The 21,548-nt window shown below is 67.2% G+C and carries 22 protein-coding genes and 1 riboswitch; of the genes, 6 read left to right on the top strand and 16 right to left on the bottom strand.

Translation table 11 applies throughout. The features are described from left to right. The first annotated feature begins 58 nt into the window (after window positions 1–58). The 6 genes from mmsA to AC1Q5W_RS00920 all read left to right on the top strand — a co-directional run bounded on the left by mmsA (window position 59) and on the right by AC1Q5W_RS00920 (window position 5,970). Window positions 59–1,606, top strand: coding sequence for a multiple monosaccharide ABC transporter ATP-binding protein (gene mmsA / locus AC1Q5W_RS00945; protein WP_492645849.1), 1,548 nt, complete (start codon window positions 59–61; stop codon window positions 1,604–1,606). 1 nt (window position 1,607) lies between these two features. Beyond that, a complete protein-coding gene (gene mmsB / locus AC1Q5W_RS00940; protein ID WP_492645848.1) occupies window positions 1,608–2,804 on the top strand; it encodes a multiple monosaccharide ABC transporter permease in 1,197 nt (398 codons plus the stop codon). A 155-nt stretch (window positions 2,805–2,959) separates the two neighbouring features. Continuing rightward, a complete protein-coding gene (locus tag AC1Q5W_RS00935) occupies window positions 2,960–3,967 on the top strand; it encodes a thiamine pyrophosphate-dependent dehydrogenase E1 component subunit alpha (RefSeq protein WP_492645847.1) in 1,008 nt (335 codons plus the stop codon). Between the two features lie 25 nt (window positions 3,968–3,992). Further along, a complete protein-coding gene (locus tag AC1Q5W_RS00930) occupies window positions 3,993–5,033 on the top strand; it encodes an alpha-ketoacid dehydrogenase subunit beta (RefSeq protein ID WP_492645846.1) in 1,041 nt (346 codons plus the stop codon). Beyond that, complete coding sequence (locus AC1Q5W_RS00925) at window positions 5,030–5,281, top strand: lipoyl domain-containing protein (RefSeq protein ID WP_492645845.1); 252 nt, start codon at window positions 5,030–5,032, stop codon at window positions 5,279–5,281. The genes AC1Q5W_RS00930 and AC1Q5W_RS00925 overlap by 4 nt, the downstream gene beginning before the upstream one ends. A gap of 50 nt (window positions 5,282–5,331) precedes the next feature. Then, window positions 5,332–5,970, top strand: a complete 639-nt coding sequence (locus AC1Q5W_RS00920) for a lipoyl protein ligase domain-containing protein (RefSeq protein WP_492645844.1) — start codon at window positions 5,332–5,334, stop codon at window positions 5,968–5,970. A 1-nt stretch (window position 5,971) separates the two neighbouring features. On the opposite strand, the gene AC1Q5W_RS00915 is transcribed toward AC1Q5W_RS00920, so the two are convergent. The 16 genes from AC1Q5W_RS00915 to AC1Q5W_RS00840 form a co-directional block, all read right to left on the bottom strand. Next, window positions 5,972–6,517, bottom strand: coding sequence for a histidine phosphatase family protein (locus tag AC1Q5W_RS00915; RefSeq protein ID WP_492645843.1), 546 nt, complete (start codon window positions 6,515–6,517; stop codon window positions 5,972–5,974). Next, window positions 6,514–7,311 carry an adenosylcobinamide-GDP ribazoletransferase gene (locus AC1Q5W_RS00910; RefSeq protein WP_492645842.1) on the bottom strand — a complete coding sequence of 266 codons (798 nt, stop codon included), beginning with the start codon at window positions 7,309–7,311 and terminating at the stop codon, window positions 6,514–6,516. The genes AC1Q5W_RS00915 and AC1Q5W_RS00910 overlap by 4 nt, the downstream gene beginning before the upstream one ends. Before the next feature lie 20 nt (window positions 7,312–7,331). Further along, complete coding sequence (gene cobT, locus AC1Q5W_RS00905; RefSeq protein ID WP_492645841.1) at window positions 7,332–8,411, bottom strand: nicotinate-nucleotide--dimethylbenzimidazole phosphoribosyltransferase; 1,080 nt, start codon at window positions 8,409–8,411, stop codon at window positions 7,332–7,334. 77 nt (window positions 8,412–8,488) lie between these two features. Beyond that, window positions 8,489–9,253, bottom strand: a complete 765-nt coding sequence (gene bluB, locus AC1Q5W_RS00900) for a 5,6-dimethylbenzimidazole synthase (protein ID WP_492645840.1) — start codon at window positions 9,251–9,253, stop codon at window positions 8,489–8,491. A 45-nt stretch (window positions 9,254–9,298) separates the two neighbouring features. Beyond that, a riboswitch (cobalamin riboswitch) is annotated at window positions 9,299–9,490 on the bottom strand. A 20-nt stretch (window positions 9,491–9,510) separates the two neighbouring features. Further along, the gene (locus tag AC1Q5W_RS00895; protein ID WP_492646188.1) at window positions 9,511–11,091 is read right to left on the bottom strand and encodes a cobyric acid synthase; all 1,581 of its coding nucleotides are present in this window, start codon (window positions 11,089–11,091) and stop codon (window positions 9,511–9,513) included. A gap of 50 nt (window positions 11,092–11,141) precedes the next feature. After that, window positions 11,142–11,933: an alpha/beta fold hydrolase gene (locus AC1Q5W_RS00890; RefSeq protein ID WP_492645839.1), complete on the bottom strand. Its 792-nt coding sequence runs from the start codon at window positions 11,931–11,933 to the stop codon at window positions 11,142–11,144. Next, window positions 11,924–12,988 carry an aminotransferase class I/II-fold pyridoxal phosphate-dependent enzyme gene (locus tag AC1Q5W_RS00885; protein ID WP_492645838.1) on the bottom strand — a complete coding sequence of 355 codons (1,065 nt, stop codon included), beginning with the start codon at window positions 12,986–12,988 and terminating at the stop codon, window positions 11,924–11,926. Before AC1Q5W_RS00885 ends, AC1Q5W_RS00890 begins: the two co-directional genes overlap by 10 nt. Then, window positions 12,985–13,962, bottom strand: a complete 978-nt coding sequence (gene cbiB, locus AC1Q5W_RS00880) for an adenosylcobinamide-phosphate synthase CbiB (RefSeq protein ID WP_492645837.1) — start codon at window positions 13,960–13,962, stop codon at window positions 12,985–12,987. The genes AC1Q5W_RS00885 and cbiB overlap by 4 nt, the downstream gene beginning before the upstream one ends. A gap of 50 nt (window positions 13,963–14,012) precedes the next feature. Continuing rightward, window positions 14,013–15,053, bottom strand: a complete 1,041-nt coding sequence (gene bioB / locus AC1Q5W_RS00875; RefSeq protein WP_492645836.1) for a biotin synthase BioB — start codon at window positions 15,051–15,053, stop codon at window positions 14,013–14,015. 159 nt (window positions 15,054–15,212) lie between these two features. Further along, on the bottom strand, window positions 15,213–15,782 hold the full coding sequence (gene cobO / locus AC1Q5W_RS00870) for a cob(I)yrinic acid a,c-diamide adenosyltransferase (RefSeq protein WP_492645835.1): 570 nt from the start codon (window positions 15,780–15,782) through the stop codon (window positions 15,213–15,215). A gap of 12 nt (window positions 15,783–15,794) precedes the next feature. Next, complete coding sequence (locus AC1Q5W_RS00865) at window positions 15,795–16,619, bottom strand: ABC transporter ATP-binding protein (protein WP_492645834.1); 825 nt, start codon at window positions 16,617–16,619, stop codon at window positions 15,795–15,797. Next, window positions 16,619–17,698 carry a FecCD family ABC transporter permease gene (locus tag AC1Q5W_RS00860; protein ID WP_492645833.1) on the bottom strand — a complete coding sequence of 360 codons (1,080 nt, stop codon included), beginning with the start codon at window positions 17,696–17,698 and terminating at the stop codon, window positions 16,619–16,621. Before AC1Q5W_RS00860 ends, AC1Q5W_RS00865 begins: the two co-directional genes overlap by 1 nt. Continuing rightward, on the bottom strand, window positions 17,695–18,555 hold the full coding sequence (locus tag AC1Q5W_RS00855) for an ABC transporter substrate-binding protein (RefSeq protein WP_492704026.1): 861 nt from the start codon (window positions 18,553–18,555) through the stop codon (window positions 17,695–17,697). Before AC1Q5W_RS00855 ends, AC1Q5W_RS00860 begins: the two co-directional genes overlap by 4 nt. 137 nt (window positions 18,556–18,692) lie before the next feature. Continuing rightward, window positions 18,693–19,277, bottom strand: a complete 585-nt coding sequence (gene cobU, locus AC1Q5W_RS00850; RefSeq protein WP_492645832.1) for a bifunctional adenosylcobinamide kinase/adenosylcobinamide-phosphate guanylyltransferase — start codon at window positions 19,275–19,277, stop codon at window positions 18,693–18,695. Continuing rightward, complete coding sequence (locus AC1Q5W_RS00845; RefSeq protein ID WP_492645831.1) at window positions 19,274–20,122, bottom strand: ABC transporter substrate-binding protein; 849 nt, start codon at window positions 20,120–20,122, stop codon at window positions 19,274–19,276. The genes cobU and AC1Q5W_RS00845 overlap by 4 nt, the downstream gene beginning before the upstream one ends. Next, window positions 20,119–21,546: a cobyrinic acid a,c-diamide synthase CobB gene (locus tag AC1Q5W_RS00840; RefSeq protein WP_492645830.1), complete on the bottom strand. Its 1,428-nt coding sequence runs from the start codon at window positions 21,544–21,546 to the stop codon at window positions 20,119–20,121. The genes AC1Q5W_RS00845 and AC1Q5W_RS00840 overlap by 4 nt, the downstream gene beginning before the upstream one ends. Between the last annotated feature and the right edge of the window lie 2 nt (window positions 21,547–21,548).

Here is a 21,548-nt window from a genome sequence, read left to right as displayed (position 1 = left end):
CTGAGACGATAGGCCCTGTGCCGCAAATGCACAGGGCCTTTTTCATGATTGAGGCGATATGACAGACCCCATCCTTGCAGACCCGATTCTTGAAATGCGCGGAATGAAAAAATCATTCCATGGCGTAAAAGCCCTGAGCAATGTCAACCTCACCGTGCACGCAGGACAGATTCACGCCATTGTTGGCGAAAACGGCGCGGGCAAATCGACGTTGATGAAGGTACTCAGCGGGGTGTACCCGTATGGCGAATACGAAGGCGAAATCCGTTTTCTGGGCCAGGAGTGCCGCTTTCGGGGCATTGCCGACAGCGAGCATCAGGGCATCATCATCATCCACCAGGAACTGGCGCTGGTGCCTTTGTTGTCGATTGCCGAGAATATTTTTCTGGGTAATGAACAGGCCCACCATGGCGTCATCGACTGGAACACCACGTTTCTGAAAACCCAGACCTTGCTGGCCAAGGTGGGTTTGAAGGAAGCACCTGGAACCCTGATTACCAACCTCGGTGTGGGCAAGCAGCAGTTGGTGGAGATTGCCAAGGCGCTGTCCAAGGAAGTCAAGCTGCTGATTCTGGACGAGCCCACCGCCAGTCTCAATGAAACCGACAGCGACGCCCTGCTGGCGCTGTTGCTGGCGCTCAAGCAGCAGGGTATTGCCTGCATCCTGATATCGCACAAGCTCAACGAAATATCCAAGGTGGCCGACGCCATCACCATCCTGCGCGACGGTTCCACGGTTGCGTCACTGGACTGCCGGGCTGAGCCCATCGGTGAAGACCGGGTGATCCGTCACATGGTAGGCCGTGAAATGGCGGACCGCTACCCACGGCGCACACCGCAGATTGGCGAGACGGTGTTCGAAATCCGCAATTGGCGGGTCCACCACGCCGAGCATGCCGATCGGATCGTCATCAAAGACGTGGGTCTGCACGTCAAACGCGGCGAGATAGTCGGCATTGCCGGCCTCATGGGCGCAGGTCGCACCGAGCTGGCCATGAGCATTTTTGGCAGAACTTACGGTCAGGGCATCAGCGGCCAGGTACTGGTCCATGGCAAGGAGGTAGACACCAGCACGGTGCAAAAGGCCATTGACCATGGCATTGCCTACGTGACCGAAGACCGCAAGGGTTACGGCCTGGTGCTGGAAGAGACCATCGCCTGGAATACCACACTGGCCAACCTGACGGGCGTCTCCCGCCAGACCGTCATCGACGAAGGGCAAGAGTTCCGGGTAGCAGAAGACTACCGACGCAAGCTCAATATCCGCAGCCCCGATGTGTACGCCAAGGTGGTCAATCTGTCGGGAGGCAACCAGCAAAAAGTGGTGCTGAGCAAATGGCTTTTTTCCAACCCCGACGTATTGATCCTGGACGAGCCCACGCGCGGCATTGACGTAGGTGCCAAGTACGAGATCTACACCATCATGGCCCAGCTCGCGGCCGAGGGCAAATGCGTGCTGATGATTTCGTCTGAAATGCCGGAATTGCTGGGCATGTGTGACCGGATATGTGTGTTGAACGAAGGACGCTTTGTGGCCGAGTTCACGGCCGCTGAAGCCAGCCAGGAAAAAATTATGCGATCAATCGTGACCTCCGGAGCCAACTGACATGGACAACCCCTCTACATACGCGAACACCAGCAAACCGCACAACCGCGGCCTCGCATTCCTGAAGAGCAATTTGCGCGAATACGGCATGCTGATCTCGCTGGTGGTGATCATGGTGTTCTTCCAGGTCATGACGCACGGCACGCTGTTCCAGCCACTGAACCTGACCAATCTGATACTGCAAAACAGCTACATCATCATCATGGCGCTGGGCATGTTGCTGGTCATCGTGTCGGGGCATATCGACCTGTCGGTGGGTTCTGTCTGCGGCTTCATCGGTGCGGTTGCAGCCGTGCTGATGGTGGACTACCACGTGCACTTTGTTCCCGCCAGCATCATCTGCCTGCTGCTCGGTGGCATCATCGGTGCGGCCCAGGGTTACTGGGTGGCTTTTTACAAGATTCCCTCGTTCATTGTCACCCTGGCAGGCATGCTGATTTTCAAGGGCTTGGCACTGGCCGTGCTGCAAGGCCAGTCGGTCGGGCCTTTTCCTGATGCGTTCCAATTGTTGAGCACAGGTTTCATTCCCGACCCGTTTGAGGGCGAGACCCTGCGCGTTACCTCACTGGTCGTCGGCCTGCTCATGGCCGCTGGCCTGCTCTACGCCAAGGTGCGCGCCCGCGCAGAACGCGCCAGGCACGGCATGGACAACGAGCCCTACGGCATCTTCATCAGCAAGAACCTCGTGTTCGCAGCCATGATTGCGGCCTTCAGCTACCTGCTGTCCTCTTACAAGGGCCTGCCGAATGTGCTGATTGTGATGCTGGTGTTGATGGTGGTCTACGACTTTGTCACCACCAAAACCACCATTGGGCGCCGCGTGTACGCGCTGGGCGGCAATGAGAAGGCGGCCCGGCTGTCGGGTATCAAGACCGAGCGCCTGACGTTCTACACCTTTATCAATATGGGCTTTCTGGCCGCACTGGCCGGGCTGGTTTTTGCTGCCCGCCTGAACACCGCCACGCCCAAAGCCGGCCTGGGGTTTGAACTGGATGTGATTGCCGCCTGCTTCATTGGCGGCGCATCGGCCTCCGGTGGCGTCGGGCGTGTTCTGGGGGCCGTGATTGGCGCCTTCATCATGGGGGTAATGAATAACGGCATGTCCATCATGGGCATTGGAATCGACTACCAGCAAGTCATCAAGGGCTTGGTTCTGCTGGCTGCCGTGTGCGTGGACGTGTACAACAAAAACAAGTGACAGCACCCGTAGCCCGGCCCCCACGGGCTTTCCCCATCTTCATTTGACTTATTGCCAAAAACACCGATAGTTCGTCTCGCACATGGATTCAGTGCTGCCGGGTCTTGGCACTCCCGGCGCTGCGCCAATGGATCGACTTCTGCAAGGAGACGGACATGCAAGCTGACAAGGCAACCCTGCTCTGGATGTACGAGAAGATGGTGGAAATCCGCCATTACGAGGAGACCATGGCCACGGTCTACCTGGAAGGCAAGCTCCCCCCCCACATCCAGAAAGGCCTGGCTTTCGACATCGGCTCGGGGCCCGTACCCGGCGAGATGCACCTGTCAGCGGGACAGGAGCCGGTGGCCGTGGGCATCTGCGCGCACCTGAAGCAGGAGGACACGGTGGTGGGCACCCACCGGCCGCACCACTTCGCCATCACCAAGGGGGTGTCGCTGAACCGGATGACGGCCGAAATGTTCGGCAAGGCGTCCGGGCTGGGCAAGGGCAAGGGCGGGCACATGCACCTGTTCGACCCGGCGCACAAGTTCAGCTGCAGCGGCATCATCGGCGCCAGTCTGCCGCCGGCCTGCGGCGCGGGCCTGGCAGCCAAGAAGCTGGGCAAGGACTGGGTGGCCGTGGCCTTCTTCGGCGAAGGGGCCGCCAACCAGGGCGCGTTCCACGAATCGCTGAACCTGGCCGCGCTGTGGAAGCTGCCGGTGATCTTCGTCTGCGAGGACAACAAATGGGCCATCTCGGTTCCCAAGACCAGCGCCACCTCCATCGAGTGGGTTGCCGACCGCGCCGCGGCCTACGGCATGCCGGGCATCAAGGTCGCCCACAACGACGCGCGGGAGGTGTACAACGCAGCCACCCCCGCCATTGCGCGTGCGCGCCGCGGCGAGGGGCCCAGCCTCATCGAGGTCAAGACCGACCGCTACCTGGGTCACTTCCAGGGCGACCCGGAAACCTACCGCCCCAAGGACGAGGTGGCCAACCTGCGCAAGAACGACCCCATCCCCAAGCTGGCGGGCGAACTCAAGGGCCAGGGCCTGATGAGCGACGCCGAGGAGTCGGCCATCGTGGCGCGCGCCCGGGAGCGCGTGGCCGATGCCTTTGCCTTTGCCCGCAAGAGCCACGACCCGGCGCCGCAGGATGCCCTGCAGGACGTTTTCGTTTGAGACGCTGCGACAGGAGGAACCCGACATGAACACCCCCCGCAAACTCACCATGGCCCAGGCCATCGCCGAAGGCGTGGCCCAGGAGATGGAACGCGACAGCACGGTCTTCGTCATGGGCGAGGACATCGGCCAGTACGGCGGCATCTTCGGCGCCACCGGCGGCCTGCTGGACAAGTTCGGGCCCGAGCGCATCATGGACACGCCCATTTCCGAAACGGCCTTCATCGGCACCGCCACCGGCGCAGCGGCCGCCGGCATGCGGCCCATTGTCGAGCTGATGTTCGTCGACTTCTTCGGCGTCTGCATGGACCAGATCTACAACCACCTGGCCAAGAACACCTACATGGCTGGCGGCCACATCAAGCTGCCCGTGGTGCTGACCACGGCCATCGGCGGCGGCTACGGCGATGCGGCGCAGCACTCGCAGTGCCTGTACGCCACCTTTGCCCACATGCCTGGCCTCAAGGTGGTGGTACCCTCCAACGCCTTTGATGCCAAGGGCCTGATGATCCAGGCCATCCGCGACGACAACCCGGTCGTGTTCATGTACCACAAGGGCATCATGGGCCTGCCGTGGATGGCCTACTTCGAGGGCAGCACCAACGAGGTGCCACAGGCGCCCTACACCCTTCCCTTCGGCCAGGCCAAGGTGGTGCGCGAAGGCAGCGACGCCACCATCGTCACCCTCAGCCAGATGGTGCACAAATCGCTGCTGGCGGCCGACGAGCTGGCGCGCCACGGCATCAACGCCGAAGTGATCGACCTGCGCACCCTGGTGCCGCTGGACCGTGTGACGGTGCTCACGTCGGTGGCCAAGACCGGCCGCCTGCTGGTGGCCGACGAAGACTACCTGGGCTTTGGCCTGACGGGCGAAATCGCAGCCATCGTGGCCGAGAACCTCGACACCGTGCAGCTCAAGGCGCCGGTGCGGCGGCTGGCCGTGCCCAATGTGCCCATCCCCTACAGCCGCACGCTGGAGCAGTTCGTCATACCGCAGGTCGGCAGTATTGTGGAAGCTGTGCAGGGGCTCATGAAGTCGTCGGCCAAACAGATGGTGGCCGCATGACGGACATCATGCTGGCAGCGGACGCCTGGGAAGGCGTGGATGCGCAAACCGAAGCACTGGTGGACAACTGGCTGGTCCAGCCGGGCGATGCCGTGCAGCAGGGGCAGCCGCTGGCCAATGTGGTGCTCATCAAGACCAACCTGGAATTGCTGGCGCCGGCGAACGGCCACATCGAACAGATTCTGGTGGCCGCCGGCGACACCTTTGCCCGTGGCCAGGCCCTGGCCACGCTGAAGGAAACACCGTAGACACCGCCGCCCAGGAACAGGCCTGGAACGGCCAGCAGCTCGCCGCCCCCGTGGCGGTGCCGTGCTTCCACGTCTGGACCTACCCGACGCCCACGGTGGTGCTGGGCTGCTCGCAGCGCAGCCTGCGCGGCGCAATACAGGCCCGCCTGCCAGCCGGACTGGCTGTGCTGGACCGCCCCTCGGGCGGCGGCGCGGTGTTGACCGGGCCGTGGCTGGTCAGCGTGTCGGTGGTGCTGCCACCCGGGCACACCTGGGTGCGTGGCAACCTGCCGGACAGCTACCGCCAGCTGGGCCTGTTGCACACGGAGGTTCTGGCGGACCTGGGTGTGGCGGCGCAGGCCCTACCCCCAACCAGCGTGGCGGCAGCCAATGCACGCCTGGGACCGGTGGTGGACTGGGCCTGCTACGGCAGCCTGGCGCCCTGGGAACTGGTGGACGCCCAGGGCCGCAAGCTGGTGGGCCTGGCCCAGCGGCGCCAGCGCAACGGCATCCTGCTGGTGGCCGGCACCCTGGTGAGCACCCCGCCCTGGCCTCTGCTGTGCGAGGCCCTGGACCGCCCGCAGGACGCGCCGGTGCTGCAACGCCGCACCGTGGCCTCCGAGACTCTGGCCGCGAGCCCGTGCGACGCCCAGCGGCTGGCGCTGGCGCTGCAGCAGGCCCTGGAGCACGCGCTGGCGGTTGCCGACTAGCTTACATCTCCAGGGTGCACCACTGGCCCCAGGCGGGCGCGTCCTTGGGCCACTCGTCGGCACGCTCCAGGGTGCGCCGGCCCTGCGCCAGAAGGGTGGCGGCGCGGATGACGCCGGCGTGGGTGATCCACACCGTGGGGCGCTGCAGCGCCTGTGTTTCATCCCACACCGTGGCCACGCGGACCATGAAGCCCTGCACGTTCTCGGCGCCGCCACAGCGCCAGGTGGGAAAGGCCGCCGCCCAGCCGTCGAGCTCGGCGCGGGCGATGGCGTCCCAGCGCCGGCCCTCCCATTGGCCAAAGTCCATTTCCCGCAGGCGCGCGTCGGTTTCTGAAATCAAATCGGGCCGCAACCCGCACAGAACATGCGTGAGTTGCTCACATCTTTGTAGCGGCGAGTGCCGCAGAGCGAACCCCTGCGGCAAACCCTGCGCCAGCGCGCGGGCCGCGTCCTGCGTGGCCTGGGTGTCGGCCGGCACATCCAGCGCGCCGTAGCACACGCCCGGCTCCACCAGCGGTTGCGCGTGGCGCACCAGCCAGAGCTTCATAGCGCCAGAGCCAGTCCGAGGTAAAACGCCAGCTCGCACAACTGCTGGGTGGCGCCCAGGCCGTCGCCGGTGAAGCCGCCCAGGCGGCGCCACAGCAGGCGCCACATGTACAAAAACGCCAGCGCCGACGCCAGCAGCGGCGCCACCAGAATGGCGCCCCGGTGCGCCAGCACCACGGGTGCCAGCGCCGCAAGGCACCAGCCCCCGGCCGTCAGCAGGCTGGCACGGCTGATCTGGTCGGCCAGCGGCTTGGACTTGGAACCCGCCGCATCCCCCACGTGCGGCATGAGGCGGATGTGCAGCAGCGGCCAGGTGCGCGACACCACGTGCGCCACAAAGATGCCCACCACCATGGCATGCGGGCTGACCGAGCCCACCAACGCCAGCAGCGCCACCTTGGACAGCAGCGCCAGCACCACGGCCAGCACGCCAAAGGCGCCCACCCGGGAGTCTTTCATGATGACCAGGGCGCGGTCCCGGTCCTGGCTGCCGCCCAGGCCATCGGCCACGTCGGCCAGGCCGTCTTCGTGGAAGGCACCCGTCACCATCACGCTCAGAACCGTGCCCAGTGCCGCTGCCACCAGCGGCGCAAACGGGCTGGGTGGCAGCAGCACCAGCAGCAGGGCCGTGAGCCCCGCCACCAGCCCGCCCACCAGCACGCCCACGCCGGGAAAGTGCCCGGCGCTGGCGCGCAGCAGGGCCGGGCTGAAGCCCACCCAGTCCGCCAGCCGCCCGGTGACCGGAATGCGGCTGAAAAACTGCAGGGCCAGCAGGTAATGACGCACGGCGTTCATGGGCTCGCGTCTCCTGTGGCTCAGGCCGTCACCGCAGGCGCATCCGCCTTTTCGGACACCCCGGCGGATTCAAAGCTGGCCATCTCGCGCAGGATGGCGCAGGCGGATTGCAACAGCGGCCAGGCCAGCGCAGCGCCGGAGCCTTCGCCCAGGCGCAGGCCCAGGTCCAGCAGCGCCTGCACGCCCAGGTACTGCAGCATGAACTCGTGGCCGCGCTCGCCCGAGCGGTGCGAAAACACGCAGCGCTGCAGCACCTGCGGCGCCAGGGCGTGGGCCACCAGCACGGCGCTGGTGGTGATGAAGCCGTCCACCACCACCACGCGGCGCTCCTGGGCGGCCTGCAGCACGGCACCGACCATGGTGGCAATTTCCAGCCCACCCATGGCAGCCAACACGTCCAGCGGCGCCGTCACGCCAGCGTGGCGGGCCAGCACTTCGCGCAGCACCTCGGTCTTGCGCAGCACGGCCGGCGCGTCCAGCCCGGTGCCCGCGCCGGTGCACTGGGCAATGTCCAGACCGGTCAGGCGGGCCAGCAGCAGCGACGCCGCCGACGTGTTGCCAATGCCCATTTCGCCCAGCAGCAGCGCATTGCCCGGCAGACTCTTGACCAGCTCCTGGCCGTTGGCAATGGCCTGCCGGCACTGCGCCGGCGTCATGGCCGCCTGCACGGAAGAATCCGCCGTGCCCAGCGCCGCCTTGCGCACCTGCAGGCCGGGCCGGGTGGCGCCGGCGGGCAGGCCCGCCAGGAAGTCATGCTTGACGCCGCAGTCCACCACCGTCAGGGCCAGGCCGTACTGGCGCGCCAGCACGCTCACGGCCGCACCGCCGGCCAGGAAGTTCTCCACCATCTGCCAGGTCACTTCGCTGGGGAAGGCCGACACACCGCGCGCGGTCAGGCCGTGGTCGGCGGCAAACACCACCATCTGCGGCTGCTCCAGCGTCGGGTTTTCGGTGCCCAGCACCTGGCCCAGCTTGAGTGCCAGACCTTCCAGACGGCCCAGGGAGCCCAGGGGCTTGGTCTTGTTGTCCAGCTTGTGTTGCAGGGCTTGGGTCAATGCGGGGGTGGCGATGTCGGCCAATTGGGCAATGGAAGTGTTCATGAAAGACTTTCGGAATAAAAAGAAAACAGGAAAAAAAGGAAGCCATGCGCCGGCAAAGGCCCTGGCAAAAATGGGGTTCAGGCGCAGGCCGCGGTCTGGCGAATGCTCTCTGCGGCCGCCTGGTCGCGCTGCAAATGGGCCACGAGCGGCTGCGCATCGTCGCGCTGGCCCCACTGGTCAAAGTACACCAGCTCCTGCATGGGCAGACGCGGCAGCCAGCCGGCCGTCTCCAGCTCGGGTTTGGCGTGGAAGTGGCTCACATAGCCCACGCACAGGTAGGCAATGGGGGTGATGCCCTTGGGAATACCCAGTGCCTCCTGCAGGTCCGCCTGGTGGAAGATGCTGACCCAGCCCACGCCCAGCCCTTCGGCGCGCGCGGCCAGCCACAGGTTCTGCACGGCACACACGCTGCTGTACAGGTCCATGGTCTTCATGTGGGTGCGCCCCACCACCACCGGGCCGGTGCGCTCGCGGTCGCAGGTGATGCAGATGCCGACAGGCGACTCCACGATGCCCTCGAGCTTGAGCTTCTGGTACACGGCGCGTTTCTCGTCCGCGAACATGTCGGCCGCTTCGGCGTGCGCCTTGGCAAAGGCATCGTGCACACGGCGCTTGGTCTCGGCCGAGCGCACCACCAGGAAGTTCCAGGGCTGCATGAAACCCACCGAGGGCGCATGGTGCGCGGCGGTGAGGATGCGGCTGAGCACCGCATCGGGCACGGGCGTGGGCAAAAACTGCCCGCGCACATCGCGGCGTGAAAAGATGGCTTGGTAGACGGCGTCGCGGGCCTCCTGCGTGAAGGCGTGGACGTTCTGCGCGGCGTGCGCCGGCATGGTATTCATGGCATTCCCCTGTGCGTGAATAGAAACAGCGCGGCCTGGCCTTGCCGCGCATGGAACTTTCAGGCCGGTCTTCTGGCTTGGATTCATCTGACCCGCCACGCCTTCCCGGCTTTGGCAGCCAGTGGCACTTCATGGGGGTCATCATCCTTACAGCGTTGGGCACGCGACGGATTCACACCGTCTTCCCGATTCTCCCGTTACCGTGTGGCAGCGGGCACCTGAAGCGGGCATGATAGCAGCCCGCGCCAACACCCCGGTTACGGTGCCCCGGCGCCAGGAGCAGGCGCAATGAGCGAGGCCAGCACACCAGCCTCGAAATGGTTTTCGATGTAGTCCGCCAGCCCGTCAAACACCGCATCCAGCGTGGGCGTGTGAGCGCCAAACAGGGCCTGCAGCACTGCCGGGTCTTCAAACAGGCCATGCAGGTACACCCCCAGCACGTTGCCCGCGCCATTGCACCAGCCCAGCCCATCAGGCAGCACCGCATGAGCCACATCACCCGCCTTGGCCATGGCCGGGTGCTGCGCGGTCTGCCCATGGTGAATTTCGTAGCCCGAAACCGACACCCCGGCAAGCGCCGCCCACGGCGTGGGCAATGCCGGGTCCGCGCCGGTGGGGCTTGGGCCGGGGGCCGATTTGTGCGCATTTGGCACCATGAGGCCCTCGGCCCAAGCCCCACCGGCGTGCGCACACCACTCCGGAACAAAACGCGTGCGCGTATGCCGCACCGTCTTCAGAGGATCAAACACGGTTACCAAGGGCAGCAGCCCCAAGCCCGGCGCATTGCCATCAATGCCATGGGTGTCGATCAGCGCCTCGCCCAGCATCTGCAGGCCGCCACAGATGCCCAGCACCGCCCCACCCTGCGCCGCATGCCGTGCAATGGCTGCATCCAGCCCTTGCGCGCGCAGCCAGGCCAAGTCGGAACTGGTGGCCTTGGAACCCGGCAGGATGACCCAGTCAAGGGCCGCACTCAAGCCCGCCAACTCCTTGGGGCTGCGCACCCACTGCAGGCGCACACCAGGAACGTTCTTCAGCGGCTGGAACTCGTCGAGGTTGCTGATGCGCGGGTAGGCAATGACTGCCACCGTGCGCGTCACCGCGCCGGCGCTCACCGAGCGGTCGTCAAACACACCGTCTTCTTCCGGCAAACCATGCTGCCACCACATGGGCAGCGTGGCCACGGTGGGCACGCCGGTCAAGTCCTGCAGCATCTGCGGCGCCGGGGCCAGCAGCGCGGCGTCGCCACGGAATTTGTTGAGCACAAAGCCCTTGATCAGCGCACGCTCCTCGGGCGGCAACAGCGCCCAGGTGCCGTACAGGTGCGCAAACGCGCCGCCGCGGTCGATGTCGGTCACCAGCAGGCACTGCGCGTTGCCGTGCAGGGCCACGCGCATGTTGACGATGTCGCTGGCGTGCAGGTTGATCTCGGCCGGCGAGCCGGCACCCTCGATCACCACCACGTCGTTCTCGGCACGCAGCGCGTCCAGCGCGGCCGCAATCTGCGGCCACACGCTGGCACTGCGGCCGCGCCATGGCATGGCCGAGAGGGCCTCGTTCACCTGCCCCATCAGCACCACCTGGCTGTGGGTGTCGCGCTCGGGCTTGAGCAGCAGCGGGTTCATGCGCACATCGGGCGTGGCGCGGGCGGCCAGCGCCTGGAAATACTGGGCCGAGCCGATCTCACCCTGCCCGTTGTCGCTGGCCACCACCCGGGCGTTGTTGCTCATGTTCTGCGCCTTGAACGGCGCCACCTTGAGGCCCTGGCGCGCGTAGTAGCGGCACAGGGCGGTGGTGAGCCAGCTTTTTCCCGCGCCGCTGGTGGTGCCCAGCACCATCACGCAGGAGGCCAGGCGGGAAGGAGAAGCAGGTGTCATGAAACGGTTTTCTAGGGCAAGGCCTTGATCCAGGCCAGCACCTGGGGCGCGGCAACGTCGGGCGTGCCCATGTGGTCGGCCTGCACCACCAGGTACTGACTGGATGGATGGGCCGGGGCGTGGCTGAAGACGGGTTCCGGGCCACCGGTATTGAGCGGGTCTTGTGTGCCCGCCACCCACAGCAGGGGCACCGGCTTCTTGAAACGGGCGGCCGAGGCAGGCATGTTGCCCAGACCCTGGGGGTCAAAGTAGCTCAGCAAAACCTGGGCGCTCATGCGCATGCTGCGCCGCTGCCCCATGTTCAGGTCTTCCATGGACAGCATCTCGTCGCCTTTGCCGGCAGCCACCAGCTCGCGGGCCTGGTCCACGGCATCCTTGCCGATACCCCGGCGGTAACTGCTCTCGGGTGCGTGCCCCGGCGCCAGGGCGATGACGCCGTCGACATCACCCACCTCGGCCATGTAGGCCAGCGCCGCATTGGCCCCCATGCTGTGGCCCGCCAGCAGCACGCGCCGGTAGCCCTGGGCCCGAAAGACCTTGACCTGCTGCGCAATGTCGCCCAGCGCCACCGCATACGGTTGGTCGTAGCCACGGCGCCGCGACCACGGCATCTCCATGGCCTGGGTGGCGCAGGTTGGCTCCAGCTGGCGCCCGAAGAAACCCAGCAACTGCGGGTTGCCCCACTTGCCGTGCAGCAGCAGCACCGCGCAGCCTTTGTCCTGTGCCAGTGCGGCCCCGGCCAGCGCGCCCAGCGCTGCCAGCAGCACCAGCCGTCGTGCCCAACGCATACCGATCAAATACATGGTCGTTCTCCAGTAAGTTGCGGACGTGCAGAGTGAAGGGAATACTGTGCCACACCCGCGGCCAGCGCGTCTTGCGACGCCGGCGACTGCACGCTCACGCGCACCAGGCCGGGCAGGCCGAACGAGGTGGCGTCGCGCAACTTGATGCCCTGGCCGCGCAGATGGGTCAGCAAGGCGCCCAGGTCGTCCGCGCCACGGGCCAGGGCCGGGCGGGCACAGAAAAAGTTGCTCTCGCTGGGCAGGCAGGCCCAGCCCAGACTGTCCAGCAGGTCAACCTGCCGTGTCTTCCAGGTCTGCAAGGTGCACAGGCTCTGCGCCAGCCAGTCCTGCACCGCGGGCTGCACCCAGGCCTGCAGCAGTGCCACGCCATGGGAACCCAGCGGCCATGAGGCGCACAGGCGGTTGAGTCCGGCCACGGCCGCCTGCGCCCCCAGCGGGGCAATCACATAGGCGGCGCGCACCCCTGTCAGGCCCAGTGCCTTGTTGGGCGTCCACATCTGCCAGACGGCGTCCCGTGCGGTGGCGTCCAGCGCCGGATGGCCACTCAGGCGCAGGGGCGCATAGGCGCAGTCCAGCACCCGCACGGGGGCCGGCGGTTGCAAGCTATCGGCGTCCAACGTCTGGCCCAGCGGGCTGGACGGATCGGCAAGCCACTGCAGGCCCGCGGGGCCCGCCGTGACCACCGACAAGCCCCAGGCGCGCGCGGCCTGGGCGTAGTCGCCATAGGCATGCGCGGGCACTTGCACCGCCTGCCCGCCCTGCTGCGCCGTCCAGGCGGTGACGCGGAAGATGAACTCGCTGGCGCTGCCCGCCAGCAGCAGGCGCGACGCTGCCACACCGTGAAAGTCCGCCAGCTGCGCGCGCAAGGCGGTGTACGTGGGGTCGGGGTAATGGCCGGGATCACAGGCCTGCAACGCCGCCACCGCCTGCGGACACGGGCCGCAGGCGTTGCTGTTGGTGGAAAAATCGTGCTGCGGAACGCCCAGTGCGTCAGGGCCGCCGTGCCCCCCCGCGGGCGCCGTCACCGATGTGGCCAATGGCAGGCTGCGGTTCATGCGCTACCCCCGAGATAACGCAAGAGTGCTACTGAAAATATAGCTGTCAACGCAATGGATACGAGCGCTACAAGCCCATTTGTTGCCAAAAGCAGGGCCCGCTCCGTGTCGGCCGTTTGCGGCGCGCGCCCGGCCCGGTTGAGTGCATAGACGCCGGGTTTGTGCAGGCACACCCCCAGGGCCAGTGCCATGGCCGCCATGGGCCAGCCGCTGTTGGGTGACGGGGTGTGGCCGGCTTCCCGCGCCAGGGCGCGGGGCGGCACGCCTCCGCCCACCAGCGCCAGGGCAGCCGCCGTCAGGCGCGCAGGCAGCCAGCTCAGCCCGTCGTCCACGCGCGCGGCCCACTTGCCGGCCCACTCCCAGCGGCGGCCCTGGTAGACACCGCGGTAGCCCCACATGGCATCAGCCGTGTTGGCCAGGCGGTACAGCGCCGCGCCGGGCAGGCCCAGGAGCACAAACCAGAACAGGGGCGCCACCACGGAGTCGTTGAGGTTTTCGGCCAGGGATTCGATGGCGCTTTCGCGCACCTGGCTTGCCGTGAGCTGCGACACGTCGCGGCTGACCAGCCAGCCCAGGCGCTCGCGGCCCTGCTCCAGCGAATCCTGCAAGGCGGCCTCCACCGCCAGCACCTCGGTGCGCAACATGCGCCAGGCCAGCAGGGGCTTGAGCGCCAGACCCAACAGCACGGCCGCCAGCAGGTCGGGCAGCCGCAGCAGCGCGCCTTGCACCACCCCGGCCACGGCCACCACCAGCACGGCCAGCGCCAGCCACGCCACGGCGCCGCGGCCAAAGGCTTTCCAGTCACGCATGTCTGCCGGCTGCGCCGCAGAGGACGGCAGCACCCAGGGCGCACAGCGCTCCAGGGCGTTGCCCATCCACACCACCGGGTGCCAGCGCACCGGCGGCTCGCCCCACCAGCGGTCCACCGCCAGGGCTACCAGCAACGCGCCCACCGCAACGAACACACCCGGCATCAGGCGGCGCCTCCGGCCGGCAGAATCATGGCCAAGGCTTCCAAGGCCATTCAGTCCCGCGGCACGGGCTGGCCGGTCTTGAGGCCCAGACGGTCCAGCAGCTCCATGTCGCTGTTGCCGCAGGGGTTGGGCGTGGTCAGCAGCTTGTCGCCGTAGAAGATGGAATTGGCGCCGGCCACAAAGCACAGGGCCTGCACGGCGTCACTCATGCTCTGGCGCCCGGCCGACAGGCGCACGCGCGCCTTGGGCATGGTGATGCGGGCCACGGCGATGGTGCGCACAAATTCCAGCGGGTCCAGATCGGCCTGGTTGGCCATCGGGGTGCCCTCCACCTTGACCAGGTGGTTGATGGGCACCGACTCGGGGTACGGCGCCAGGTTGGCCAACTCGGCAATGAGGCCGGCGCGCTGCAGGCGCGACTCGCCCATGCCCACGATGCCGCCGCAGCACACCGAAACGCCGGCATTGCGCACGCGCACCAGCGTGTCCAGGCGGTCCTGGAAGTCGCGGGTGGTGATGACGTCGCCATAGAAATCGGGCGCGCTGTCGAGGTTGTGGTTGTAGTAGTCCAGCCCGGCATCGCGCAGGGTTTCGGCGTGGCCTTCGTCGAGCATGCCCAGGGTGGCGCAGGCTTCCAGGCCGGTATCCTTCACCGCTTTCACCAGCTCGGCCACGGCCTCCACGTCGCGGTCCTTGGGCGCGCGCCAGGCGGCACCCATGCAGAAACGGGTGGCACCCGCAGCCTTGGCGGCCAGCGCGGCGTCGCGCACGGCCTCCACGCCCATGAGCTTGCCGGCCTCGACCCCGGTGTCAAAGTGCACCGACTGCGGGCAGTAGCCGCAGTCTTCGGGGCATCCGCCGGTCTTGACGGACAGCAGCGTGGCCAGCTCGACCAGGTTGGCGTCAAAGTGGGCGCGGTGCACGGTCTGGGCCTGGAACATCAGGTCGTTGAACGGCAATTCCAGCAAGGCGGCGATTTCGGCCACGCTCCAGACGCGCTGCGCCACGGTGGCGCGGGCAGCGGGAGATTTGTGCGGCGCGTGGAAATGCAGGGGCTGCTCAGTGGGCGCAGCATTCACGGTTGTGGACATGTTCTGGGTCTCCGGGTATCGGTTCAAGTAAGGCGCCGTGGGTTACGGCTAAGCCGCGCATTCTCATGCGCGCACGGGATTTTGCGCCAACCGCCAGGGCCACCTGGGCGCCAACGGGGCACAAACGGCATGATTTGCTACGTCTTTGGCGGGGCTCCCTCAATCTTCAATGCCGCGCTGGGCGGGTATGCCGGCCTTGAACGCGTGCTTGACCATGGTCATCTCGGTCACGGTATCGGCCAGCGCAATGATCTCGGGCGGGCAGCGCCGCCCGGTCAGCACCACGTGCACATGGCCGGGGCGGGTCTTCAGGGTTTCCAGCACGTCGTCCAAAGGGAGCCAGCCATAGATCAGCGGGTAGGTGATTTCGTCCAGCGTGACCATGAAGTAGTCGCCGCTGAGGATGGCGGCCTTGGCCTTGGCCCAGCCGTCGCGCGCCAGCTGGGCGCTGTGCTCCAGGTCCTGGCTCTTCCAGCTGAAGCCGTCGCCCAGCCCTTCGATGGGAATACCGATCTGCTCGAACATGCGGTGTTCGCCAAAGCGGGCACTGGGCACTTTCATGAACTGAAAGATCTTGACGGCCTTGCCGCGGCCATGCGCGCGCAGGGCCAAGCCGAAGGCGGCGGTGCTTTTGCCCTTGCCGTCGCCGGTGTTGACGATGACGATGCCGCGGCGCTCGCCCTCGGCTTTTTCGTAGGGTTTTTCTTTGGGGGGTGTTTCGATCTGCATGGGAATGCCCGGTCAGGATGGAGAAGCCGAATGGGCGGCCACGCGTGGCAGGGCCACCCACTGGCCGTCGATGGAATGGATGCTGATGCGTTGGTCAAACACCGCCACCAGCGCCTGGTGGCTGCGGGTGTCGGCCGTGGCGCCATGGTGGGTGACACGGCCCTGAGCCATGACCACCATCTGGTCGGCGTGCAGGGCCATGCTGATCTCGTGCAGCACGCTCACCACGGTGGTGCCCTGCGCCACCAGCGCCTGCACCACGGCCAGCCAGTCGGCCTGGTGCGGCGGGTCCAGATTGGCCAGCGGCTCGTCCATGAGCAGCACCTGGGCCTGCACCGCCAGGGCGCGGGCCAGCAGCACGCGCTGGCGCTCGCCGCCGCTGAGTTGCCCCAGCGCGCGGCAGCGCCAGTCCCAGGCCTGGGTAGCACGCAGGGCCTGCTCCACGGCCGCGCGGTCGGCCGCGCTGGGTGTGGCGAGCCAAGGCTGGTGCGGCAGGCGGCCCAGCATGGCCACGTCCCACACCGTGAGGTCATCGGCCGAGGTTTCGTTCTGCCCCAGCCAGGCGAGCTGGCGCGCGCGCTCGCGGCCGGGCACGCTGTGCAGGTCGCGCCCGAACAGGCGCACCGTGCCGCTGTGGGGCAGCACCCCGGCCAGCACCTTGAGCAGCGTGGACTTGCCCGCGCCGTTGGGCCCGACGATGCTGGTCCACTGCCCTGCGGCAATGTCCAGCGACACACCGTGCAGCACGGCCGTCTTTGCAGGGCCATTTCCGAGGCTGGCCCGCACGGAATCTGCGGACAGCGCTATCTTTTCAGGAGTAACCGGGGTCTGTACCATCACGCCCTCCCGCTTGCGTGGGACTGCCCACGGTGCATCAGCCACAGCAGGTAGCCGCCGCCCAACACCGCGGTGAGCACACCCACGGGCAGTTCCTGCGGCGCAATCAGGCCGCGCGCCAGGGTGTCGGCGGCCATCAGCAGCACGCCCCCCATCAGGCTGGAGAGCAACATCAGGTGGCCGTGCGTGGTCTTGACCACCGAGCGCACCAGATGCGGCGCAGCCAGGCCCACAAACGCAATCAGCCCGGTCTGCGCCACGGCGCTGCCCGTGGCCAGCGCCAGCACGGCCACCAGCGCGGCGCGCATGGGCGCCACCGGCAGGCCCAGACTCACGGCGGTGGCGTCGCCCAGGCTCAGGCCATCGAGCACCCGTGCCAGCAGCCAGGCCACCAGCACGCACACACACCACACACCCAGCATCAGCAGCGCCGCGGTCCAACCCACAAAGGCGGTGGAGCCCAGCATGAAGGCCTGCATGGCCTGCAGCGAATCGGGCGTGAACAGCAGCACCAGATGCGTCATGGCTCCCAGCACCACACCCACCACCACACCGGCCAGCAGCAGACGCAGCGTGTGGCCCACACCGCGCGAGAGCACCAGCGTGAGCAGCACCGCCAGCACCGCGCCGCAGAACGCCGCACCGGTCAGGCCCAGGCGCACCCACACGCTGCTGGAAAACACGCTGACCGGCACGCTGCCGTTCATCATGCTGGCGCCGCCCAGCATGCCAGCACCCCCACCCAGGGCGGCCAGCGCCAGCGCCACGCCCAGCGAGGCACCGGAGGCACTGCCCAGCAGGTACGGATCGGCCAGCGGGTTGCGAAACAGGCCCTGCGCCACGGCCCCGGCCAGCCCCAGCAGAGCGCCGGCAGCCCAGGCGCCAAGCGTGCGCGGCAGGCGGATTTCCCACACGATCTGCTGCGCCATGGCGGCGCGTCCGGGGTCCAGCTCCGGATGCAGCAGCGGCTGCAGCAGGTTCTCGAAACCGGCACTGCCCACACTGATGCCCACCGCAGTCAGCGCCAGTGCACCCAGCACACCGGCCCACAGCAGCCACCAGGCGCGCGGCTGCATCATGGTTTGGCTCCTGGCGCCTTGCTCTCCAGGCAACGGGCCATCAGGCGCGCGGCCTCGGCCATGCGCGGTCCGGGGCGCACCAGCACGTCAGCCTGGTCGGCGGGAAAGTCACACACCCGCCGCTCCCGCAGCGCACGGATGCTCTGCCAGCCCGGGCGGGTCTGCAGGGCATCGACGCTGCGCTGACCGATCATGATCAGATCCGGATTGGCACGCACCACGAATTCCGGGTTCAGCTTGGGAAACGGCCCGAGCGCGCCCGGCACCACATTCTTGACGCCCAGGCGGGTCAGCGTCTCGCCAATGAACGAGGACTCACTGGCGGCATACGGCCCCTGGTTCACCTCGAAGTACACCCGCACACCCCGCGCATAGGCCGGCAGCGACTGGGCGGCGGCCGACACCCCGGCATCGATGGCGCGCCAGATGCGCTGGGCGTCGGGCACTTCCAGCAGTTGCCCGATCTTCAGGGTGACGCGCCGCACGTCGGCATGGGTCTTGGGTTCCAGCGCCACCACCTTGAGGCCCAGCGCCTCCAGCCGGGCGCCGGCACGCGAGGATTTGGACATCAGCACCACATCGGGCCGCAGCGCCACGATGGCCTCGATGTTCGGGTCCAGCCCACCGCCCACCTGGGGCAGCTTGCGCAGGCTTTCCGGGTAGACCGAATAGCGGTCCACGCCCACCAGGCGCTGGCACTGGTCCAGCGCACACACTGTCTCGGCCAGTGAGGGCAGCAGACTGACGATGCGCTGGGGCGGGGCCGGCAACGTGATGGTCACGCCCCGGTCGTCCACGATTTGCAGGGCGTGTGCCGCGCCTGCGAAGGCGAACGCAACAAACAACGCCGCCAGCAGGCGGAGTGCCAGGGTGTTTTGCGCAGGTAAAGGAGGAGCCCGCAACGCGGGCGGGGGACACGGAGCAAAATGCCCTGGCACTGCGCCTACCAGCAGAAGCACAAGCCTGCGGAGGAGTCCGCTGAAGGTTGGGTGGTTCACGTTGCTTCTTTCAAGGTCAAGGGCAATCCGGCGGCCATCAGCGTCACGCGCTGGCAGGCGCCGGCCACGTCCTGGTTCAGCCGCCCCAGCGCATCGACAAAGGCGCGCACCTCGCGCCCCAGGGGGATGACGCCCAGGCCAATCTCGTTGCCCACCAACACCACCGGACCGGGCGCCTGCGCGATTGCTATCAAAAGCGTAGCTATCTGCGCAGGTTCCACGGAGGCTGGCGGCTGATTGTGTTCGCAATTTGCTGGCATCAGACAATTGGTGAGCCACAGCGTCAGGCAATCCACCACCACCAGCGTCTGGGCGTTGCTGTGGCGCGCAATGGCCTCGGCCAGCGCCAACGGCTCTTCCACCGTCTGCATACCGGGCACGCGCTGGGCGCGGTCGGCCTGGTGGCGGGCGATGCGCTGGCGCATTTCGTCGTCCCAGGGCTGGGCGGTGGCAATCAGCACGGCGCGGTGCTCGCTGGATGCGTCCAGCCACTGGCGGGCCAGCAGCTCGGCGCGGCGTGATTTGCCGCTTTTCTGGCCACCCAGGATCAGTTCGCTGCGGGCGACGGTGCGGATCGTCATGCGAAAGCTCCTTGCTGGTCCGCATCCATCCAGCGGGTGACGATGGCATGCAGCTGCGCCACACCGTCAGTCAGCGCCGCCGGGCCGGGCTGCAGGATGTCGCAGGACTTGATTTCGAACAGCTGGCCGTGGCGCACCGCATTCACCGCCTGCCAGCCGTCGCGTGCGGCCACGGCATCCGGGCGGAACTTCTTGCCGCACCAGGAACCGATGACGATGTCGGGGTTGCGGCGCACTGTTTCTCCGCTGTCGGCAATGATGCGCTGCTTGCCCGCACGCTCTTGCGCCAGTTCGGGAAAACAGTCGTCGCCACCCGCAATACCCAGCAATTCCGACACCCAGCGGATGGCACTGATGGGGGGAACGTCCCATTCTTCGAAGTACACCTTGGGGCGCCGAGCGCCGGCGGCCACACGCTGGGCCACGGCTGCTTCGATGGCACCCAGCTGAGCCTGCATGGCGGCGATGCGCTCCAGCCCCTGCGGCCCCTGCCCCACCATGGCCGCCACTTGGTAGAGCATGGAAAAAATCTCGGCCACACTGCGCTGGTTGAAGATGGTGACCTGCACGCCGCGGCGCACCAGGTCCGCCGCGATGTCGGCCTGCATGTCGGAAAAGCCCAGCACGCAGTCGGGCTGCAGCTCCAGAATCTTGTCGATCTTGGCGCTGGTAAAGGCGCTCACCCGCGGCTTCTCGTCGCGCGCCCGGCGCGGCCGCACGGTGTAACCCGAGATGCCGACGATGCGCGCCTCCTGCCCCAGCAAGTACAGCCACTCGGTGGTTTCCTCGGTCATGCAGACCATGCGCTGCGGCCCGAGGGGGAAATCCAGCAGGTTCTGCTTCATGCCACGCCGTCCTGTGGTGCCGTAAACAGTTCCACCACGGCCTCGGGGCACGATGGGAACCAGGCGTGGAAATAACTGGCGCGCACCGCGCCCTGCTGCCAGACCGCCTCGCCGTCGTCGGGCAGCGGGTCGCTGTCCGGGCGGGCGGTGCGCACACTGGCCTGCAACGGGGTGGCCGTGGTCGAATAGTGGAAGGTGTGGCCGCGCAGCGTGCCGCGGGACAGGCGCAGCTGCTGCGGTCCCAGCGCGGCCAGGCGCTTGTGCATGGTGACCTCACCGGGCAACAGCCCCCACTGCGCATGGCGCGCACCGTCCACCGTCACCAGCGTATCAAACAGCGCCATCATGCCGCCGCACTCGGCCCACACCGGCTTGCCGGCGGCGATGTGCGCGGCCAGACTGGCGCGCAGCGCGGTGTTGGCGGCGATGGTCTGGGCATGCAGCTCGGGGTAGCCCCCCGGAATCCACAGCGCGTCGCACGGCGGCAATGCGGCATCCGCCAGGGGCGAGAAGAACACCAGCTCGGCACCCAGCGCTCGCAGGGTGTCGAGGTTGGCAGCGTAGATGAAGCAGAAGGCGGCATCGCGTGCCACGGCAATGGTTTTGCCGTGCAATGCAGGAAGGTTCGGTGGCAGAGTGTTCTGCGCAGGTAAAGGAGGAGCCCGCAACGCGGGCGAGGGACACGGAGCAGAACACTCTGCCGCCGAGCCTTCCGACCCCACCACAGGAGCCGCAAAGTCCACAGCCCAGCGCTGCAGATCGTCCAGCGTCATCTGCCCCAGCGGCGTGGCGGCCAGTGCGTCGGCTGCCGCATCCAGCCGTTCCATGGCATCCGAAACCTCGCTGGCCACGGTCAGACCCAGGTGCCGCTCGGGCAGGGTCATGGCCGCGTTGCGCATCACGGCACCCATGTAATGCGCCGGGTCGCGCACGCTGCGCGCCAGCATGTCGGCATGGCGCGCACTGGCCACGCGGTTGGCCAGCACCCCGGCCCAGGGCATGTTGGGGCTGTAGTGCTGCAGGCCAAAGGCCAGGGCGCCAAAGGTGCCCGCCATGCTGGAGGCGTCCACCACCGCCAGCACCGGCAGGCCAAAGCGCTGCGCCAGGTCCGCCGCACTGGGTTCGCCATCGAACAGGCCCATGACGCCTTCCACGATGATGAGGTCCGCCTCCTGCGCGGCCGCATGCAGGCGGGCACGGCAATCAGCCTCACCCGTCATCCACAGGTCCATCTGGTACACCGGCGCACCGCTGGCCAGGGTGTGCCAGTAGGGGTCCAGAAAGTCCGGCCCGCACTTGAACACCCGCACCCGGCGCCCCTGGCGCGTGTGCAGGCGCGCCAGCGCCGAGGTGATGGTGGTCTTGCCTTGGCCGGAGGCCGGGGCAGCGATCAGGATGGCGGGGCAGGAAACGGTAGAGGTCATGG

This window comes from Rhodoferax sp. MLSD5-FHT05B10, assembly GCF_058793415.1.
The sequence above is the reverse complement of the archived record's forward strand: the minus strand, read 5'-3'. Positions and strand labels throughout refer to the sequence as shown.

What these genes read in the sequence shown, in the direction of transcription:
- AC1Q5W_RS00885 (WP_492645838.1), bottom strand. Translation starts at nt 12,988, where the DNA reads ATGAACCGCAGCCTGCCATTGGCCACATCGGTGACGGCGCCCGCGGGG.
- mmsA (WP_492645849.1), top strand. Translation starts at nt 59, where the DNA reads ATGACAGACCCCATCCTTGCAGACCCGATTCTTGAAATGCGCGGAATG.
- bluB (WP_492645840.1), bottom strand. Translation starts at nt 9,253, where the DNA reads ATGAATACCATGCCGGCGCACGCCGCGCAGAACGTCCACGCCTTCACG.
- cbiB (WP_492645837.1), bottom strand. Translation starts at nt 13,962, where the DNA reads ATGCCGGGTGTGTTCGTTGCGGTGGGCGCGTTGCTGGTAGCCCTGGCG.
- AC1Q5W_RS00935 (WP_492645847.1), top strand. Translation starts at nt 2,960, where the DNA reads ATGCAAGCTGACAAGGCAACCCTGCTCTGGATGTACGAGAAGATGGTG.
- AC1Q5W_RS00925 (WP_492645845.1), top strand. Translation starts at nt 5,030, where the DNA reads ATGACGGACATCATGCTGGCAGCGGACGCCTGGGAAGGCGTGGATGCG.
- cobT (WP_492645841.1), bottom strand. Translation starts at nt 8,411, where the DNA reads ATGAACACTTCCATTGCCCAATTGGCCGACATCGCCACCCCCGCATTG.
- bioB (WP_492645836.1), bottom strand. Translation starts at nt 15,053, where the DNA reads ATGTCCACAACCGTGAATGCTGCGCCCACTGAGCAGCCCCTGCATTTC.
- AC1Q5W_RS00840 (WP_492645830.1), bottom strand. Translation starts at nt 21,546, where the DNA reads ATGACCTCTACCGTTTCCTGCCCCGCCATCCTGATCGCTGCCCCGGCC.
- AC1Q5W_RS00895 (WP_492646188.1), bottom strand. Translation starts at nt 11,091, where the DNA reads ATGGTGCTGGGCACCACCAGCGGCGCGGGAAAAAGCTGGCTCACCACC.
- AC1Q5W_RS00910 (WP_492645842.1), bottom strand. Translation starts at nt 7,311, where the DNA reads ATGAACGCCGTGCGTCATTACCTGCTGGCCCTGCAGTTTTTCAGCCGC.
- AC1Q5W_RS00865 (WP_492645834.1), bottom strand. Translation starts at nt 16,619, where the DNA reads ATGGTACAGACCCCGGTTACTCCTGAAAAGATAGCGCTGTCCGCAGAT.
- AC1Q5W_RS00860 (WP_492645833.1), bottom strand. Translation starts at nt 17,698, where the DNA reads ATGATGCAGCCGCGCGCCTGGTGGCTGCTGTGGGCCGGTGTGCTGGGT.
- cobU (WP_492645832.1), bottom strand. Translation starts at nt 19,277, where the DNA reads ATGACGATCCGCACCGTCGCCCGCAGCGAACTGATCCTGGGTGGCCAG.
- cobO (WP_492645835.1), bottom strand. Translation starts at nt 15,782, where the DNA reads ATGCAGATCGAAACACCCCCCAAAGAAAAACCCTACGAAAAAGCCGAG.
- AC1Q5W_RS00845 (WP_492645831.1), bottom strand. Translation starts at nt 20,122, where the DNA reads ATGAAGCAGAACCTGCTGGATTTCCCCCTCGGGCCGCAGCGCATGGTC.
- mmsB (WP_492645848.1), top strand. Translation starts at nt 1,608, where the DNA reads ATGGACAACCCCTCTACATACGCGAACACCAGCAAACCGCACAACCGC.
- AC1Q5W_RS00890 (WP_492645839.1), bottom strand. Translation starts at nt 11,933, where the DNA reads ATGTATTTGATCGGTATGCGTTGGGCACGACGGCTGGTGCTGCTGGCA.
- AC1Q5W_RS00915 (WP_492645843.1), bottom strand. Translation starts at nt 6,517, where the DNA reads ATGAAGCTCTGGCTGGTGCGCCACGCGCAACCGCTGGTGGAGCCGGGC.
- AC1Q5W_RS00930 (WP_492645846.1), top strand. Translation starts at nt 3,993, where the DNA reads ATGAACACCCCCCGCAAACTCACCATGGCCCAGGCCATCGCCGAAGGC.